At 54.2% G+C, this 16,808-nt stretch carries 14 protein-coding genes; 10 read left to right on the top strand and 4 right to left on the bottom strand.

Translation table 11 applies throughout. The features are described from left to right. Positions 1–97 precede the first annotated feature (97 nt). Positions 98–1,255 (top strand): DNA-binding transcriptional regulator CdaR, encoded by a 1,158-nt coding sequence (gene cdaR / locus LLF79_RS18230; RefSeq protein ID WP_227880106.1) that lies wholly within the window; start codon positions 98–100, stop codon positions 1,253–1,255. An 89-nt stretch (positions 1,256–1,344) separates the two neighbouring features. On the opposite strand, the gene LLF79_RS18225 is transcribed toward cdaR, so the two are convergent. From LLF79_RS18225 to map, 4 genes are all read right to left on the bottom strand, one after another. Further along, the gene (locus tag LLF79_RS18225; RefSeq protein WP_008501916.1) at positions 1,345–1,734 is read right to left on the bottom strand and encodes a DUF3461 family protein; all 390 of its coding nucleotides are present in this window, start codon (positions 1,732–1,734) and stop codon (positions 1,345–1,347) included. 111 nt (positions 1,735–1,845) lie between these two features. Continuing rightward, the gene (gene dapD / locus LLF79_RS18220; RefSeq protein WP_008501915.1) at positions 1,846–2,670 is read right to left on the bottom strand and encodes a 2,3,4,5-tetrahydropyridine-2,6-dicarboxylate N-succinyltransferase; all 825 of its coding nucleotides are present in this window, start codon (positions 2,668–2,670) and stop codon (positions 1,846–1,848) included. Between the two features lie 32 nt (positions 2,671–2,702). Next, complete coding sequence (gene glnD, locus LLF79_RS18215; protein ID WP_227880104.1) at positions 2,703–5,378, bottom strand: bifunctional uridylyltransferase/uridylyl-removing protein GlnD; 2,676 nt, start codon at positions 5,376–5,378, stop codon at positions 2,703–2,705. Positions 5,379–5,440: 62 nt separating this feature from the next. Next, positions 5,441–6,235, bottom strand: a complete 795-nt coding sequence (gene map / locus LLF79_RS18210; protein WP_008501913.1) for a type I methionyl aminopeptidase — start codon at positions 6,233–6,235, stop codon at positions 5,441–5,443. 321 nt (positions 6,236–6,556) lie between these two features. On the opposite strand from map, the gene rpsB reads away from it, so the two are divergent. From rpsB to bamA, 9 genes are all read left to right on the top strand, one after another. Continuing rightward, positions 6,557–7,282 carry a 30S ribosomal protein S2 gene (gene rpsB, locus LLF79_RS18205; RefSeq protein WP_003856207.1) on the top strand — a complete coding sequence of 242 codons (726 nt, stop codon included), beginning with the start codon at positions 6,557–6,559 and terminating at the stop codon, positions 7,280–7,282. A 117-nt stretch (positions 7,283–7,399) separates the two neighbouring features. Beyond that, positions 7,400–8,251 (top strand): translation elongation factor Ts, encoded by an 852-nt coding sequence (tsf, locus tag LLF79_RS18200; protein ID WP_014830708.1) that lies wholly within the window; start codon positions 7,400–7,402, stop codon positions 8,249–8,251. Positions 8,252–8,401: 150 nt separating this feature from the next. After that, positions 8,402–9,127 carry a UMP kinase gene (gene pyrH, locus LLF79_RS18195; RefSeq protein ID WP_008501910.1) on the top strand — a complete coding sequence of 242 codons (726 nt, stop codon included), beginning with the start codon at positions 8,402–8,404 and terminating at the stop codon, positions 9,125–9,127. Positions 9,128–9,294: 167 nt separating this feature from the next. Continuing rightward, a complete protein-coding gene (gene frr / locus LLF79_RS18190) occupies positions 9,295–9,852 on the top strand; it encodes a ribosome recycling factor (RefSeq protein ID WP_008501909.1) in 558 nt (185 codons plus the stop codon). A gap of 93 nt (positions 9,853–9,945) precedes the next feature. Further along, positions 9,946–11,145, top strand: a complete 1,200-nt coding sequence (gene ispC, locus LLF79_RS18185) for a 1-deoxy-D-xylulose-5-phosphate reductoisomerase (RefSeq protein ID WP_008501908.1) — start codon at positions 9,946–9,948, stop codon at positions 11,143–11,145. 186 nt (positions 11,146–11,331) lie between these two features. Continuing rightward, entirely contained in the window at positions 11,332–12,090 is a 759-nt protein-coding gene (gene ispU / locus LLF79_RS18180; RefSeq protein WP_021240487.1) for a (2E,6E)-farnesyl-diphosphate-specific ditrans,polycis-undecaprenyl-diphosphate synthase, read from the top strand. 12 nt (positions 12,091–12,102) lie between these two features. Continuing rightward, complete coding sequence (cdsA, locus tag LLF79_RS18175) at positions 12,103–12,960, top strand: phosphatidate cytidylyltransferase (RefSeq protein ID WP_008501906.1); 858 nt, start codon at positions 12,103–12,105, stop codon at positions 12,958–12,960. A gap of 11 nt (positions 12,961–12,971) precedes the next feature. Then, on the top strand, positions 12,972–14,324 hold the full coding sequence (rseP, locus tag LLF79_RS18170; RefSeq protein WP_008501905.1) for a sigma E protease regulator RseP: 1,353 nt from the start codon (positions 12,972–12,974) through the stop codon (positions 14,322–14,324). A 31-nt stretch (positions 14,325–14,355) separates the two neighbouring features. Then, the gene (bamA, locus tag LLF79_RS18165; protein ID WP_227880103.1) at positions 14,356–16,773 is read left to right on the top strand and encodes an outer membrane protein assembly factor BamA; all 2,418 of its coding nucleotides are present in this window, start codon (positions 14,356–14,358) and stop codon (positions 16,771–16,773) included. Positions 16,774–16,808 lie beyond the last annotated feature (35 nt).

Below are 16,808 nucleotides of genomic sequence, written 5' to 3'. Positions count from 1 at the left end.
ACACAAGTCCACACTTCTTCCTCTCTCTTTGTGCATCTGCACAATGCGGGCGTCGCTGAACTTCCCTATGCTTGAGCTCTGCTCACGGGAGGGTTCTATGGCTGGCTGGCATCTTGATACCAAAATGGCGCAGGATATTGTGGCGCGCACCATGCGCATCATTGATACCAATATCAACGTAATGGATGCCCGTGGGCGCATTATTGGCAGTGGCGATCGCGAGCGTATTGGGGAATTGCACGAAGGCGCGCTGCTGGTGCTCTCCCAGGGGCGCGTGGTCGATATCGACGATGCGGTAGCGAAACACCTGCACGGCGTCCGTCAGGGCATCAATTTACCGCTGCGCCTTGAAGGCGAGATTGTGGGGGTCATCGGCCTCACCGGCGAGCCCGAGTCATTGCGAAAATATGGCGAGCTGGTCTGCATGACGGCGGAGATGATGCTGGAGCAGTCGCGGCTGATGCACCTGCTGGCTCAGGACAGCCGCCTGCGCGAAGAGCTGGTGATGAACCTTATTCAGGCAGAGGAGCATACGCCTGCGCTGAGCGAGTGGGCGCAGCGTCTGGGGATCGATCTGAATCAGCCGCGCGTGGTGGCGGTCATTGAGGTCGACAGCGGCCAGCTGGGCGTAGACAGCGCGATGGCCGAGCTGCAGCAGCTGCAAAATGCACTGGCGACGCCGGAGCGCGATAACCTGGTGGCGATCGTTTCTCTGACGGAGATGGTGGTGCTCAAACCGGCGCTCAATACGTTTGGCCGCTGGGATGCGGACGATCATCGCCGTCGCGTGGAGCAGTTAATTTCCCGTATGAAAGAGAATGGTCAGCTGCGTTTTCGCGTTGCGCTGGGCAACTACTTTACCGGTCCGGGCAGTATCGCCCGCTCCTGGCGAACCGCGCGCACCACCATGATGGTGGGCAAGCAGCGAATGCCGGAGAGCCGCAGCTATTTTTATCAGGACCTGATGCTGCCGGTGCTGCTCGACAGCCTGCGCGGTGGCTGGCAGGCCAATGAGCTGGCGCGGCCACTGGCGCGCCTGAAAGCCATGGACAATAACGGCCTGCTGCGCCGGACCCTGCAGGCGTGGTTCCGTCATAACGTGCAGCCGCTGGCGACGTCAAAAGCGCTGTTTATTCACCGCAATACCCTGGAGTATCGGTTAAACCGAATTTCAGAGCTGACGGGGTTAGATCTGGGAAATTTCGACGACAGGCTGCTGCTGTATGTGGCGCTGCAGTTGGATGAACAGAGATGAAGCTGTTTGCCGGGGGGCGGCTTCGCCTTACCCGGCCTACATGCGTTCGTAGGCCCGGTAAGCGAAGCGCCACCGGGCAATAAAACGGCTTATTTGTTGCGGGTTAACTTCTCAAGATCCGCTTCAATCTCGCTGATCTTATTGGTAACAACGCTTTCAAGGTGACGCAGATCGTCAAGGATCTTGCGCTTGAGATCGACTTCGGTGCGGTCGCGCTGGCAGATCTGATCGAGTTCATCGATCACATAGCGCAGGTTAGGGCTGATTTCCTGTACTTCTTTGTATCCCTGTCCTACACCGTCAGCAACAACGGTCTTACGCTGGCGTGGGTATTTAAACTTCACGCTTTTGGCGAAAAACTCTCCTTTGTCCTTGTGAAAATAGATTTTCAAAATATCGTTATTGGCTTCCTGGCGGAGGCTGTAACGATCAATTTCATCAGGATTGGTAATGCCCAGACTTTTCAGATTATCGTACATAGCGGTACCCTTGATCTCAACATAACCTTTGAATAATTAACGAAAAAATCTATTTTCGCCACCCTCAGATATAAAAAAAGCGGGGTTGCCCCCGCTTTTTGTTATACCCGATTAATCGATGGTGCGCAGCAATTCGTTGATGCCCACTTTACCGCGCGTTTTCGCATCCACTTTCTTCACGATAACCGCACAGTACAGGCTGTATTTGCCATCTTTTGACGGCAGGTTGCCGGACACCACGACGGAGCCCGCCGGAACGCGACCGTAATGCACTTCGCCGGTTTCACGATCGTAGATACGGGTGCTCTGACCGATGTAAACGCCCATGGAGATCACGGAGCCTTCTTCCACGATCACGCCTTCAACCACTTCAGAGCGCGCGCCGATGAAGCAGTTATCTTCGATGATGGTCGGGTTAGCCTGCAGTGGCTCCAGAACACCACCGATGCCCACGCCGCCGGACAGGTGAACGTTTTTACCGATCTGCGCGCAGGAACCGACTGTTGCCCAGGTGTCGACCATGGTACCTTCGTCAACGTAGGCACCGATGTTCACGTAGGATGGCATCAGCACGGTATTACGTGCGATGAAGGCGCCCTGGCGCACTGCCGCAGGCGGTACCACGCGGAAACCTTCTTTCTGGAAACGCGCTTCGTCGTAGTCAGCGAACTTCATTGGCACTTTATCGAAGTAGCGGCTTTCTGCTCCGTCGATAACCTGGTTATCGTTGATGCGGAAAGAGAGCAGCACGGCTTTCTTCAGCCATTGATGAGTGACCCACTGACCGTCGATTTTTTCTGCCACGCGCAGCGCGCCGGAATCCAGCAGGGAAATCACCTGGTTTACCGCTTCACGGGTCACGGTATCCACATTTGCCGGGGTAATCTCGGCGCGACGCTCAAAAGCGGACTCAATAACGTTCTGTAACTGCTGCATTGTTTACTCTTTCCATTTCACTAAAAAACATATCACCCTTTATCGTTTGGATTGAGGGCTGCTGTCAACCGTTGTTGCACTTCAAGCTGCAGGTCATTATTAAGGGCACGCCGGTCGGCGGTGGCGATTATAAATAAATCTTCTACTCGCTCGCCAATCGTTGTAATTCGGGCCCCATGAAGCGAAATTCCCAGATCGGCAAAAACCTGGCCGACGCGGGCGAGCAGCCCTGGCTGGTCGAGCGCGATCAGCTCCAGGAACGATTTACGATCGGTGTGGGTCGGCAGGAAATTGACCTCGGTATCCACGGTAAAGTGGCGCAATTTCGCCGGCTGGCGACGCGGCTGCGGGGGCTGCCAGCTGCGCTGGGTAATCGCCTGCTCCAGACCAAAACGTATCCCTTCATGCCTGTCCGACGACAGCGGGCTGCCGTCCGGCTCCAGCACGATAAAGGTGTCCATGGCCATGCCGTCGCGGGTGGTGAAAATCTGCGCGTCATGCACGCTCAGGTTACGTCTGTCCAGCTCGGCACAGACGGCAGCAAACAGATAAGGCCGGTCCGGGCTCCAGATGAAAATCTCCGTTCCGCCGCGCGTGGCCTGCGGGCTTAGCAGGATCATCGGCTGGGACAGATCGTGCTTGAGCAGATGCCGCGCGTGCCACGCCAGTTGGTTTGGGCTGTGGCGGACAAAATAGTTGGCGCGGCAGCGGGCCCAAATCTGATGTAGCGCCTCTTCATCAATGTTATCCATCCGCAGCAGCGCCAGCGCCTGAAGCTGGTGGTGACGCACGCGCTCGCGCATGTCCGGCGTGTTCTGCATCCCGCGACGCAGCTGTTTTTCGGTAGCGAAGTACAGCTCGCGCAGCAGGCTCTGCTTCCAGCTATTCCACAGGGTTTCGTTGGTGGCGCAAATATCCGCCACCGTCAGGCAGACCAGATAGCGCAGGCGGTTTTCCGTCTGAACTTCTTCCGCGAACTGCTTAATGACTTCCGGGTCCTGAATGTCCCGACGCTGCGCGGTGACCGACATCAGCAGGTGATGGCGCACCAGCCAGGCCACCAGCTGCGTTTCACGTGAGTTCAGGCCGTGCAGTTCGGCAAATTTCAGCACGTCCTGGGCGCCCAGTACCGAGTGGTCACCGCCGCGGCCCTTGGCGATGTCGTGGAACAGGGCGGCAATCAGGATCAGTTCCGGATGGGTCAGGCGCGGCCACAGCTCGACGCACAGCGGGTGGCGGGAGCGCGTCTCTTCTTTGGCAAAGCTCTCCAGCTTGAGCATCACGCGGATGGTGTGTTCATCCACCGTGTAGGCGTGGAACAGGTCGAACTGCATTTGGCCGACAATGTGCGACCACTGCGGCATATAGGCCCACAGCACGCTGTGGCGGTGCATCGGCAGCAGCCCGCGGCTGACGGCGCCCGGGTGGCGGAGCATGCTCAGGAACAGCGAACGGGCTTCCGGGATATAGCACAGCGGCTGCGTCAGATGACGGCGCGCATGGCGCAGATGGCGCAGGGTGGTGGAGTAGATCCCGGTGATGCTGCTGTTGCGCACCATGGTGTAGAACATCCGCAGGATCGCTTCCGGCTCGCGGATAAACAGCGTTTCGTCGCGCAGATCGATAAGCGTGCCGCGCAGCTGGAATTCATCGTCAATCGGGCGCGGCTTTTCGTCCGCCGTCAGGGCCAGAATGGCCTCGTCGAACAGCTGCAACAGCATCTGGTTCAGCTCGGTCACCCGGCGGGTGACGCGGAAGAAATCCTTCATCATCTGCTCAACCGGCTCGTTACCTTCGCCCTGGTAATTCAGGCGCTGCGCCACGCTGAGCTGGCGGTCAAACAGCAGACGGTTATCGTAGCGGGTGACCTCCAGATGCAGGGCAAAGCGGATGCGCCACAGCAGGTGCAGACACTCGTTGAGCTCGTTACGCTCCGCCTCGGTTAAAAAGCCGAAGCCAACCATCTCGTCCAGCGAGGTGGCGCCGAAATGGCGACGGGCGACCCACTGTAACGTGTGGATGTCGCGCAGGCCGCCGGGGCTGCTTTTAATGTCAGGCTCAAGGTTATAGCTGGTGCCGTGGTAGCGCTGGTGGCGCTGGTTTTGCTCCTCGACCTTCGCGGCGAAGAACTTTTCTGACGGCCAGAAGCCGTCGCTGAAGATGTGTTTTTGCAGCTCCAGGAACAGCGCGACGTCGCCAATCAGCAGACGGGTTTCAATCAGGTTGGTGGCAACGGTCAGGTCCGATAGCCCTTCCAGCAGACACTCTTCCAGGGTGCGAACGCTGTGGCCGACTTCCAGCTTCACGTCCCAGAGCAGGGTCAGAAGCTCGCCGATTTTTTGCGCCTGTTCGTCCGGCAGCTTTTTGCGGCTTAGGATCAGGAGATCGATATCGGAAAGCGGATGCAGCTCACCGCGGCCATAGCCCCCGACGGCAACCAGCGCGATGTCGCTAACCTGCCCGAAACCGTAGTCGATCCATAGACGCTGCAGGAGCTGGTCGATAAACTCGGTGCGCGCCTCAATGAGCTGCTCGGCAGATACGCCTGCATCGAACGCGCTACCCAGCCAGCGATGGAAAACATCCATATGGGCTTTAATATGCGCGCAGGTCAGCTCGTGCGGCGGCCAGACGCCCGGGTTATCGGGCTGGTCGGGGAGGGTGGGAAGGGCTGTGTTAGCATACTGTTCGGGTAAAAGATTACTCATCGTGCGCCACCCATAAGAAAAAGCTATCGCCATTAAAAAAGCCGGCATTTGCCGGCTTCTTATCACTCAATGTTCGTCAGTATCGCCGGGATGGTGTCATCCTTGCGCAACGTCATAATTTCGCAGCCGTTGTCTGTTACCACAATAGTATGCTCGTACTGGGCAGACAAGCTTCTGTCTTTGGTTTTCACCGTCCAGCCGTCTTTCATGGTGCGGATGCGGTAGTCACCGGCGTTGACCATTGGCTCGATGGTGAAGGTCATGCCCTTTTGCAGCACAACGCCGCCGTCGTCTGCATCGTAGTGCAGAACCTGCGGCTCTTCATGGAAGACGCGGCCAATACCGTGACCGCAGTATTCGCGCACCACGGAGAACCCTTCCGCTTCCACAAATTTCTGAATTGCGGCGCCGATAGTACGCAGGCGAATACCCGGCTTCACCATTTTCAGCGCCAGGTAGAGGCTGTCCTGGGTGACTTTGCACAGGCGCTCGCCCAGGATGGTCGGCTTGCCAACGATGAACATTTTTGAGGTGTCACCGTGGTACTCGTCTTTAATGACGGTCACGTCGATGTTGACGATATCGCCGTCTTTCAGCAGTTTTTCATCGTCAGGAATGCCGTGGCACACCACTTCATTAATAGAGATGCAGACGGATTTCGGGAAACCGTGGTAGCCGAGGCAGGCGGAAACCGCGTGCTGCTCGTTCACGATATAGTCGTTACAGATGCGGTCCAGTTCACCCGTGCTGACGCCCGGCTTCACGAACGGCTCGATCATTTCCAGCACTTCCGCGGCCAGACGACCGGCGACGCGCATCTTTTCAATTTCTTCAGGTGTCTTAATAGAGATAGCCATGTAATCTGTCCATCGGTGTCGATTTTTTCGACAATACTAGTCTAAGTGTCGTCAATGGTATCAGTCAGGCACGCTCCGTGCCAAATTGAGAATCATTAACAGCACACTCCGCCAACAACTGTTGGTTTCTGGTCGTGTTTTGTGGTATAAAGCGCGCCGGACTTCCGATCCATCTCAGATACACAGGCTGGACGGAAGCGACAAATCTCACTTTGTGTAACAACACACACGTATCGGCACATATTCCGGGGTGCCCTTCGGGGTCGGTAATATGGGATACGTGGAGGCATAACCCCAACTTTCAATATAGAGGTTTTAAACATGGCAACTGTTTCCATGCGCGACATGCTCAAGGCTGGTGTTCACTTTGGTCACCAGACCCGTTACTGGAACCCGAAAATGAAGCCTTTCATCTTCGGCGCACGTAACAAAGTTCACATCATCAACCTTGAGAAAACTGTACCAATGTTCAACGAAGCCCTGGCTGAGCTGAACAAGATCTCTTCCCGTAAAGGTAAGATTCTGTTCGTTGGTACTAAGCGCGCTGCAAGCGAAGCTGTGAAAGATGCTGCTAACAGCTGCGACCAGTTCTTCGTGAACCATCGCTGGTTGGGCGGCATGCTGACCAACTGGAAAACTGTTCGTCAGTCCATCAAGCGCCTGAAAGATCTGGAAACCCAGTCTCAGGACGGTACTTTCGACAAGCTGACTAAGAAAGAAGCGCTGATGCGCACTCGTGAACTGGACAAGCTGGAAAACAGCCTGGGCGGTATCAAAGATATGGGCGGCCTGCCAGACGCGCTGTTCGTAATCGATGCAGACCACGAGCACATCGCTATCAAAGAAGCTAACAACCTGGGTATCCCGGTATTCGCTATCGTTGATACCAACTCCGATCCGGACGGTGTTGACTTCGTTATCCCGGGTAACGACGACGCAATCCGTGCTGTTAGCCTGTACCTGAGCGCTGTAGCTGCTACCGTTCGTGAAGGCCGTTCCCAGGATCTGGCTTCTCAGGCGGAAGAAAGCTTCGTAGAAGCTGAATAATAAGGTTTTACCCCTTATTAGTACCGTGTATGAATAGGGGCCCATTACCGGCCCCTTTTTTCAATTTACACTGTTTGGCCCCCGGCCGGGCAGTTCACATCTCCCGAGGATTTAAGAATGGCTGAAATTACCGCATCCCTGGTAAAAGAGCTGCGCGAGCGTACTGGCGCAGGCATGATGGATTGCAAAAAAGCGCTGACTGAAGCGAACGGCGACATCGAGCTGGCAATCGAAAACATGCGTAAATCCGGTGCGATCAAAGCAGCTAAAAAAGCAGGCAACGTTGCTGCTGACGGCGTGATCATCACTAAGATCGACGGCACCTACGGCATCATTCTGGAAGTTAACTGCCAGACTGACTTCGTTGCTAAAGATGGTGGTTTCCAGGCATTTGCTAACAAAGTTCTGGACGCAGCGGTTGCTGGCAAAATCACTGACGTTGAAGTTCTGAAAGCACAGTTCGAAGAAGAGCGTGTTGCGCTGGTTGCTAAAATCGGTGAGAACATCAACATCCGTCGCGTTGCTTCTCTGGAAGGCGACGTTCTGGGTTCATACCAGCACGGTGCCCGTATCGGTGTTCTGGTTGCGGCTAAAGGCGCTGACGAAGAGCTGGTTAAACAGCTGGCAATGCACATCGCTGCAAGCAAGCCAGAATTCGTTAAGCCAGAAGACGTGTCTGCTGAAGTGGTAGAGAAAGAGTACCAGGTTCAGCTGGACATCGCGATGCAGTCTGGTAAACCAAAAGAAATCGCAGAGAAGATGGTTGAAGGCCGCATGAAGAAATTCACCGGCGAAGTTTCTCTGACTGGCCAGCCATTCGTAATGGACCCAAGCAAGTCTGTTGCTCAGCTGCTGAAAGAGCACAACGCTGACGTAACTGGCTTCATCCGCTTCGAAGTGGGCGAAGGCATCGAGAAAGTTGAGACTGACTTCGCAGCAGAAGTTGCTGCAATGTCCAAGCAGTCTTAATGATTGAAAAGGAGCCGCCTGAGGGCGGCTTCTTTTTGTCACCCGTCACAGGAAATCAGACAGGCTCCAGTATCGCTGTACTGATTTGCGGCATATCATGTCGCCAGAATTAACCCCCATCTTAATCGTTGACAGTCTCAGGAAAGAAACATGGCTACCAATGCAAAACCCGTGTACAAACGCATTCTGCTTAAGCTGAGTGGCGAAGCGCTGCAGGGATCGGAAGGCTTCGGTATTGACGCAAGCATCCTTGATCGCATGGCACAGGAAATCAAAGAACTGGTCGAACTGGGCATCCAGGTTGGCGTGGTCATTGGCGGTGGCAACCTTTTCCGTGGTGCTGGTCTGGCGAAAGCGGGGATGAACCGCGTTGTGGGCGACCACATGGGTATGCTGGCAACCGTGATGAATGGCCTGGCGATGCGTGATGCGCTCCATCGCGCCTATGTGAACGCCCGCCTGATGTCCGCGATCCCCCTGAATGGCGTATGCGATAATTACAGCTGGGCAGAAGCTATCAGCCTGCTGCGCAACAACCGCGTGGTGATCCTCTCCGCCGGTACGGGTAACCCGTTCTTTACGACCGATTCCGCTGCCTGCCTGCGCGGTATCGAGATCGAAGCTGATGTGGTACTGAAAGCGACCAAAGTCGATGGCGTGTTTACTGCCGATCCGGCAAAAGATCCTTCTGCCACCATGTACGATCAGCTGAGCTACAGCGAAGTGCTGGATAAAGAGCTGAAAGTGATGGATCTTGCCGCCTTCACGCTGGCTCGCGACCACAAATTGCCAATTCGTGTCTTTAACATGAACAAACCTGGCGCACTGCGTCGCGTGGTCATGGGCGAAAAAGAAGGCACTTTGATCACGGAATAATTTCCGTTGACGATAAATACAGGTAAGATTCCGCTTTATTTTGTAGTGGTATCTTACCCGGGCGCGCCTTTGGCGTTGTCATGAATTAAACGCGACTATACTTAGCACACCTGTAGCGCTGTGCTGGCGGATAGTCTGCCTGAGACAAGTTTCCAAGGATTCGTAACGTGATTAACGACATCAGAAAAGATGCTGAAGTACGCATGGAAAAATGCGTAGAAGCGTTCAAAACCCAAATCAGCAAAATCCGTACTGGCCGTGCTTCCCCAAGCCTGCTGGATGGCATCATCGTCGAGTACTACGGTACGCCAACCCCTCTGCGTCAGCTGGCGAGCGTGACGGTAGAAGATACCCGTACGCTGAAAATCAACGTATTCGATCGTTCTATGGGCCCGGCGGTTGAGAAAGCGATCATGGCGTCTGACCTCGGTCTGAACCCAAGCTCTGCGGGGGCTGACATCCGCGTTCCACTGCCACCGCTGACCGAAGAGCGTCGTAAAGACCTGATCAAAGTGGTACGTGGCGAAGCTGAGCAGGGTCGTGTATCCGTGCGTAACGTCCGTCGCGACGCGAATGATAAAGTAAAAGCGCTGCTGAAAGAAAAAGAGATCAGTGAAGATGACGATCGTCGTTCCCAGGACGACATTCAGAAAATGACTGACGCTGCCATCAAGAAAATTGATGCGGCGCTGGCAGATAAAGAAGCGGAACTGATGCAGTTCTGATTTCTGTCGTACACTGATAAACGCCGTTCAGAGGGACTTTGGGTCTTGCTGGCGGCGTTTTGCTTTTAAATGGTCTAACTTTTCGGGCATCTCATGAAGCATTTAACACTCCTTGGCTCAACCGGCTCTATTGGTTGCAGCACTCTCGACGTTGTTCGCCATAATCCTGAACTTTACACCGTGACAGCGCTGGTGGCCGGTAAGAATGTGCAGCGAATGGTTGAGCAGTGCCTGGAGTTTACGCCCCGCTATGCGGTGATGGATGACGAAGAGAGCGCGCGCCTGCTGAAAGCACAGCTGCTTGAGAAGGGCAGTCGAACCGAGGTGCTGAGTGGCCAACAGGCGGCCTGCGAGATGGCGGCGCTGGATGAGGTGGATCAGGTAATGGCGGCCATTGTCGGGGCGGCAGGATTATTGCCGACGCTTGCCGCGATTGATGCCGGTAAGGACGTTCTGCTGGCCAATAAAGAGTCGCTGGTTACCTGCGGACGCCTGTTCATGGAGGCGGTGAAGCAGCGCGGCGCACGTCTTTTGCCCGTCGACAGCGAGCACAACGCGATTTTTCAGAGTTTACCGCAACCTTTTCAACAGAACCTGGGGTACGCTGACCTGGAGCAGAATGGTGTCGTGTCGATTCTGCTTACCGGGTCAGGTGGCCCGTTCCGTGAAACGCCACTGTCTGAACTGCGTGCGATGACGCCGGATCAGGCGTGCCGTCATCCGAACTGGTCGATGGGGCGTAAAATCTCCGTTGACTCTGCCACCATGATGAATAAAGGTCTGGAATACATTGAAGCGCGCTGGCTGTTTAATGCGTCAGCGAAACAGATGGAAGTACTGATTCACCCGCAATCGGTGATTCATTCGATGGTGCGTTATCAGGATGGCAGCGTGCTGGCGCAGCTGGGCGAACCGGATATGCGTACGCCGATTGCCCATTCCATGGCGTGGCCGAATCGAGTGAAGTCCGGCGTGAAGCCGCTTGATTTCTGCAAGCTAAGTTCCCTGACGTTCAGTGAACCAGACTATGACCGTTACCCTTGTCTGAAGCTTGCAATGACGGCCTTTGACCAGGGGCAGGCGGCGACAACGGCACTGAATGCAGCCAATGAAATTACCGTTGAAGCATTTCTGAATCAGCAAATTCGTTTTACCGATATTGCGGCGTTAAATTTATCGGTACTGGAGATGATGGATTTGCGCGAACCACAGAGCGTGGAAGAGGTGCTAACGGTGGATGCAGCTGCGCGTAATATTGCGCGCCAACAGGTGACACGTCTCGCAAGCTGGTGATAAAGCAACCACTAGTCGTCGTGCTATTTGTTAGCGTTGGGCTTCAGTGATATAGTCTGCGCCACCTGATCGCAGGTATTTGACTTTACGTGGTCAGGTGAGCCGTGGTTTGACACGGCTTTTTTATGTATCGGCTTCAGTATTCCTGAGTACCGTTAAATCCTTTTCAGGGACAAAAAACGCGTTATGTTGTCTGCGAATCAACCAATAAGCGAAAACTTGCCAGCTCATGGCTGCCGTCATGTAGCAATCATTATGGATGGCAATGGCCGCTGGGCGAAAAGACAAGGGAAGATACGAGCCTTTGGGCATAAAGCTGGGGCGAAATCCGTTCGCCGCGCCGTTTCTTTTGCCGCCAATAACGGCATTGATGCGTTAACGCTCTATGCTTTTAGCAGTGAAAACTGGAATCGACCGCTGCAGGAAGTGACTGCGTTGATGGAATTGTTTGTGTGGGCGCTAGACAGCGAAGTAAAAAGCCTGCACCGCCACAACGTCCGCCTGCGTATCATTGGCGATACCAGTCGTTTTAACTCACGTTTGCAGGAACGGATTCGTAAAGCAGAGGCGCTGACTGAAAATAATACCGGTCTGACGCTGAATATTGCGGCGAATTACGGCGGACGCTGGGATATTATCCAGGGCGTTCGGCATCTCGCCGAACAGGTTCAGGAAGGGCTGTTGAGACCCGACCAAATTGATGAAGAAGCGCTGAGCAAGCAAATCTGCATGAATGAACTGGCACCTGTGGATTTAGTAATTAGGACAGGGGGAGAACATCGCATAAGTAACTTTTTGATATGGCAAATTGCCTATGCCGAACTTTACTTTACAGATGTTCTTTGGCCCGATTTTGATGAACAAGACTTTGAAGGTGCGCTGCATGCCTTTGCCAATCGAGAGCGTCGTTTCGGCGGCACCGAGCCTGGTGGCGACAACGCCTGATGGGGGTAGCTTTTGCTGAAGTATCGCCTGATTTCCGCTTTTGTATTAATACCCATTGTCATTGCGGCGCTGTTTTTACTGCCCCCGGTGGGATTCGCTATTGTTACGCTGGTGGTGTGCATGCTCGCCGCGTGGGAATGGGGGCAGTTTAGCGGCTTTACCTCGCGTACGCAGCGAGTATGGCTTGCGGTACTTTGTGGCTTTATTCTGGCCGTAATGCTGTTCACGTTGCCTGAATATCATCATGATATTCATCAGCCTCTGGTGGCTGGTTCCTTGTGGATATCGTTGGCCTGGTGGGTTGCCGCGCTGTTGCTGGTGCTGTTTTATCCCGGCTCCGCGGCGTTGTGGCGTCATTCAAAAGTGCTGCGACTGATTTTTGGTTTGCTCACTATTATTCCTTTTTTCTGGGGTATGGTTGCGCTGCGCGCCTGGCACTACGACGAAAACCACTACAGCGGTGCGATCTGGCTGCTTTATGTGATGATTCTCGTCTGGGGGGCTGACTCCGGGGCCTATATGTTTGGTAAACTGTTTGGCAAACATAAGCTGGCACCGAAGGTTTCTCCGGGCAAAACCTGGCAAGGATTTATCGGCGGTTTGTTTACGGCCGCGATCATCTCCTGGGGCTACGGCGTCTGGGCGAATCTTGAAGTGGCACCATCAATACTGCTGGTGTGCTCGATTTTTGCTGCGCTTGCCTCCGTGCTCGGTGATTTAACCGAAAGTATGTTCAAGCGTGAAGCAGGGATTAAGGACAGTGGACACCTGATTCCAGGGCATGGCGGTATACTGGATCGCATTGATAGCCTGACAGCGGCTGTTCCAGTGTTTGCGTGTTTGCTTTTACTGGTATTCGGGACGATTTAACGGAAGGTTTTATGCTGAGCATTCTCTGGAATCTGGCGGCGTTCATAGTTGCACTGGGTGTACTGATTACCGTGCATGAATTTGGCCATTTCTGGGTTGCTCGCCGCTGTGGCGTGCGCGTAGAGCGATTTTCCATCGGTTTTGGTAAATCACTCTGGACGCGCACCGACCGCCACGGTACGCAATTTGTCATCGCCCTTATCCCGCTGGGCGGCTACGTCAAAATGCTCGACGAACGCGTCGAGCCTGTCGCGCCTGAACTGCGACACAGCGCATTCAACAATAAAACCGTTGGACAACGCGCCGCCATCATCGCTGCCGGACCGGTAGCCAACTTCATCTTTGCGATTTTCGCTTACTGGCTGGTGTTTATCATCGGCGTCCCTGGCGTGCGTCCGGTAGTAGGTGACATTGCCCCCAACTCCATCGCGGCGAGTGCGCAAATTACATCCGGGATGGAACTTAAAGCGATTGATGGCATCGAAACCCCTGATTGGGATGCCGTGCGACTGCAGCTGGTTGCTAAAATTGGCGATCCGCAGACCACCATCAGCGTATCGCCATTTGGGTCAGACGCCCGTCAGGACAAAGTGCTCGATTTACGTCAATGGCGTTTCGAGCCAGACAAAGAGGATCCCGTCGCTGCGCTGGGCATTCGTCCGCGCGGCGCGCAGATCGAGCCGGTATTAGCCGAAGTACAGGCAAACTCGGCGGCGAGCAAAGCGGGTTTGCAAGCAGGCGACAGGATCGTTAAAGTCGATGGTCAACCATTAACAGAGTGGATGACCTTTGTTACTCTGGTGCGCGATAATCCGGGTACGTCTCTCGCGCTGGAAGTTGAAAGGCAGGGCAGTCCGCTTTCGCTGACGCTGATCCCGGATACGAAGTCGGTCGGCAAGAAGGCAGAAGGGTTTGCAGGCGTTGTGCCAAAAGTGATCCCGCTGCCAGATGAGTACAAGACAATACGCCAGTATGGGCCGTTCAGCGCCATCCTTGAAGCCACGGATAAAACATGGCAACTGATGAAGCTGACGGTCAACATGTTGGGGAAATTGATAACCGGTGATGTGAAACTGAACAACCTCAGTGGGCCAATTTCGATTGCCCAGGGGGCTGGGATGTCAGCGGAATTCGGGGTGATTTACTATCTCATGTTCCTCGCGCTCATTAGCGTGAACCTTGGGATAATCAACCTGTTCCCGCTTCCCGTTTTAGACGGGGGTCATCTGCTGTTTTTAGCGATTGAAAAGCTAAAAGGCGGGCCGGTATCCGAGCGAGTTCAAGACTTTAGTTATCGCATTGGCTCGATTTTGCTGGTGCTGTTAATGGGGCTTGCACTTTTCAATGATTTCTCTCGGTTGTAAGAGAGTTAGTTAGGAAGAACGCATAATAACGATGGCGATGAAAAAGTTGCTCATAGCGTCGCTGCTGTTTAGCAGCGCCACCGTATACGGTGCTGACGGGTTCGTAGTGAAAGACATTCATTTCGAAGGCCTTCAGCGTGTCGCCGTTGGTGCGGCCCTCCTCAGTATGCCTGTGCGCCCCGGCGATACGGTTAATGATGATGATATCAGTAATACCATCCGTGCTCTGTTTGCCACCGGCAACTTCGAGGATGTCCGCGTCCTGCGTGATGGTGATACCCTGCTGGTACAGGTAAAAGAACGTCCAACGATCGCCAGTATCACTTTCTCCGGCAACAAGTCGGTGAAAGATGACATGCTCAAGCAAAACCTTGAAGCATCCGGTGTTCGTGTGGGTGAGTCTCTGGACCGCACAACCCTTTCAGACATTGAAAAAGGTCTGGAAGACTTCTACTACAGCGTCGGTAAATACAGCGCCAGCGTGAAAGCGGTTGTGACTCCGCTGCCGCGTAACCGTGTTGACCTGAAGCTGGTCTTCCAGGAAGGTGTCTCTGCGAAGATCCAGCAGATCAACATTGTGGGTAACCACGCGTTCAGCACCGACGAACTGATCTCCACCTTCCAGCTGCGCGATGAAGTGCCGTGGTGGAACGTGGTGGGCGATCGCAAATACCAGAAACAGAAACTGGCGGGCGACCTTGAAACCCTGCGCAGCTACTATCTGGATCGTGGTTACGCGCGTTTCAACATCGACTCGACTCAGGTGAGCCTGACGCCGGACAAGAAAGGCATCTACATTACGATCAACATCACGGAAGGCGATCAGTACAAGCTTTCGGGTGTTGAGGTGAGTGGTAACCTGGCGGGGCATTCTGCTGAAATCGAATCGCTGACCAAAATTCAGCCAGGCGATCTCTATAGCGGATCCAAAGTCACCAAAATGGAAGACAGCATTAAGAAGCTGCTCGGCCGCTATGGTTATGCCTATCCGCGCGTACAGACTCAGCCGGAAATCAATGACGCGGATAAAACCGTTAAGCTGCACGTGAATGTTGACGCGGGTAACCGTTTCTACGTGCGTAAGATCCGCTTCGTCGGTAACGACACCTCCAAAGACTCCGTTCTGCGTCGCGAAATGCGTCAGATGGAAGGCGCATGGTTAGGTAGCGATCTCGTTGATCAGGGTAAAGAGCGTCTGAACCGTCTGGGCTATTTTGAAACGGTTGATACTGATACCCAGCGCGTACCGGGCAGCCCGGATCAGGTTGATGTCGTTTATAAAGTGAAAGAGCGTAACACCGGTAGCTTTAACTTCGGTGTGGGCTACGGTACTGAAAGCGGCGTCAGCTTCCAGGTTGGCGTGCAGCAGGATAACTGGCTGGGTACGGGTTACTCTGTCGGAATTAACGGTACCAAAAACGACTATCAGACCTACTCTGAGTTCTCTGTAACGAACCCATACTTCACCGTTGACGGTGTGAGCCTGGGCGGTCGTATCTTCTATAACGACTTTAAAGCCGACGATGCGGATCTGTCCTCCTACACCAACAAGAGTTACGGTGTGGACGGAACGCTTGGCTTCCCGATTAACGAATACAACACCCTGCGAGCGGGCTTAGGTTACGTGCATAACGACCTGTCCAATATGCAACCGCAGGTGGCCATGTGGCGTTACCTGGATTCTATTGGCCAGTCGGCGAGCAAAAACAGCGATAACAACGGTTTCGCTGCAGATGACTTCACCTTCAACTACGGCTGGACCTATAACCGTCTCGACCGTGGTTACTTCCCAACGGAAGGTTCTCGCGTCAACCTGAACGGTAAAGTTACCGTCCCGGGTTCCGATAACGAGTTCTATAAGGTGACGCTGGATACTGCGTCCTACTTCCCGATCGATGACGATCACAAGTGGGTGGTTCTGGGTCGTACCCGTTGGGGCTATGGTGATGGTTTAGGCGGCAAAGAGATGCCGTTCTATGAAAACTTCTATGCCGGTGGTTCCAGTACCGTTCGTGGCTTCCAGTCCAACAACATTGGTCCGAAAGCGGTTTACTACGGCGGGAACGACAAAGATAACTGCGATAAGTCTTCCTCATCAGAAGTCTGTAGTTCTGATGACACAGTCGGCGGTAACGCTATGGCCGTTGCCAGTCTGGAGTTCATCACGCCAACGCCGTTTATTAGTGATAAATATGCGAACTCCGTCCGTACATCCTTCTTCTGGGATGCGGGTACGGTGTGGGATACCAACTGGGAGAACACTGCCCAGATGCGTGCAGCTGGCGTTCCTGACTACAGCGATCCGAGCAATATTCGCATGTCTGCCGGTATCGCATTACAATGGATGTCACCGCTGGGGCCGTTGGTCTTCTCTTACGCCCAGCCGTTTAAGAAATATGATGGAGACAAAGCGGAGCAATTCCAGTTTAACATTGGTAAAACCTGGTAATAATCCGCTGCAAAGGAATGCGTTGGCAGTGTAGC

This window comes from Enterobacter cloacae complex sp. 2021EL-01169, from assembly GCF_020733125.1.
Taxonomy (GTDB): domain Bacteria; phylum Pseudomonadota; class Gammaproteobacteria; order Enterobacterales; family Enterobacteriaceae; genus Enterobacter; species Enterobacter roggenkampii.
Note: the sequence above shows the minus strand (reverse complement) of the source record. Positions and strands in the feature narration are given on the sequence as shown.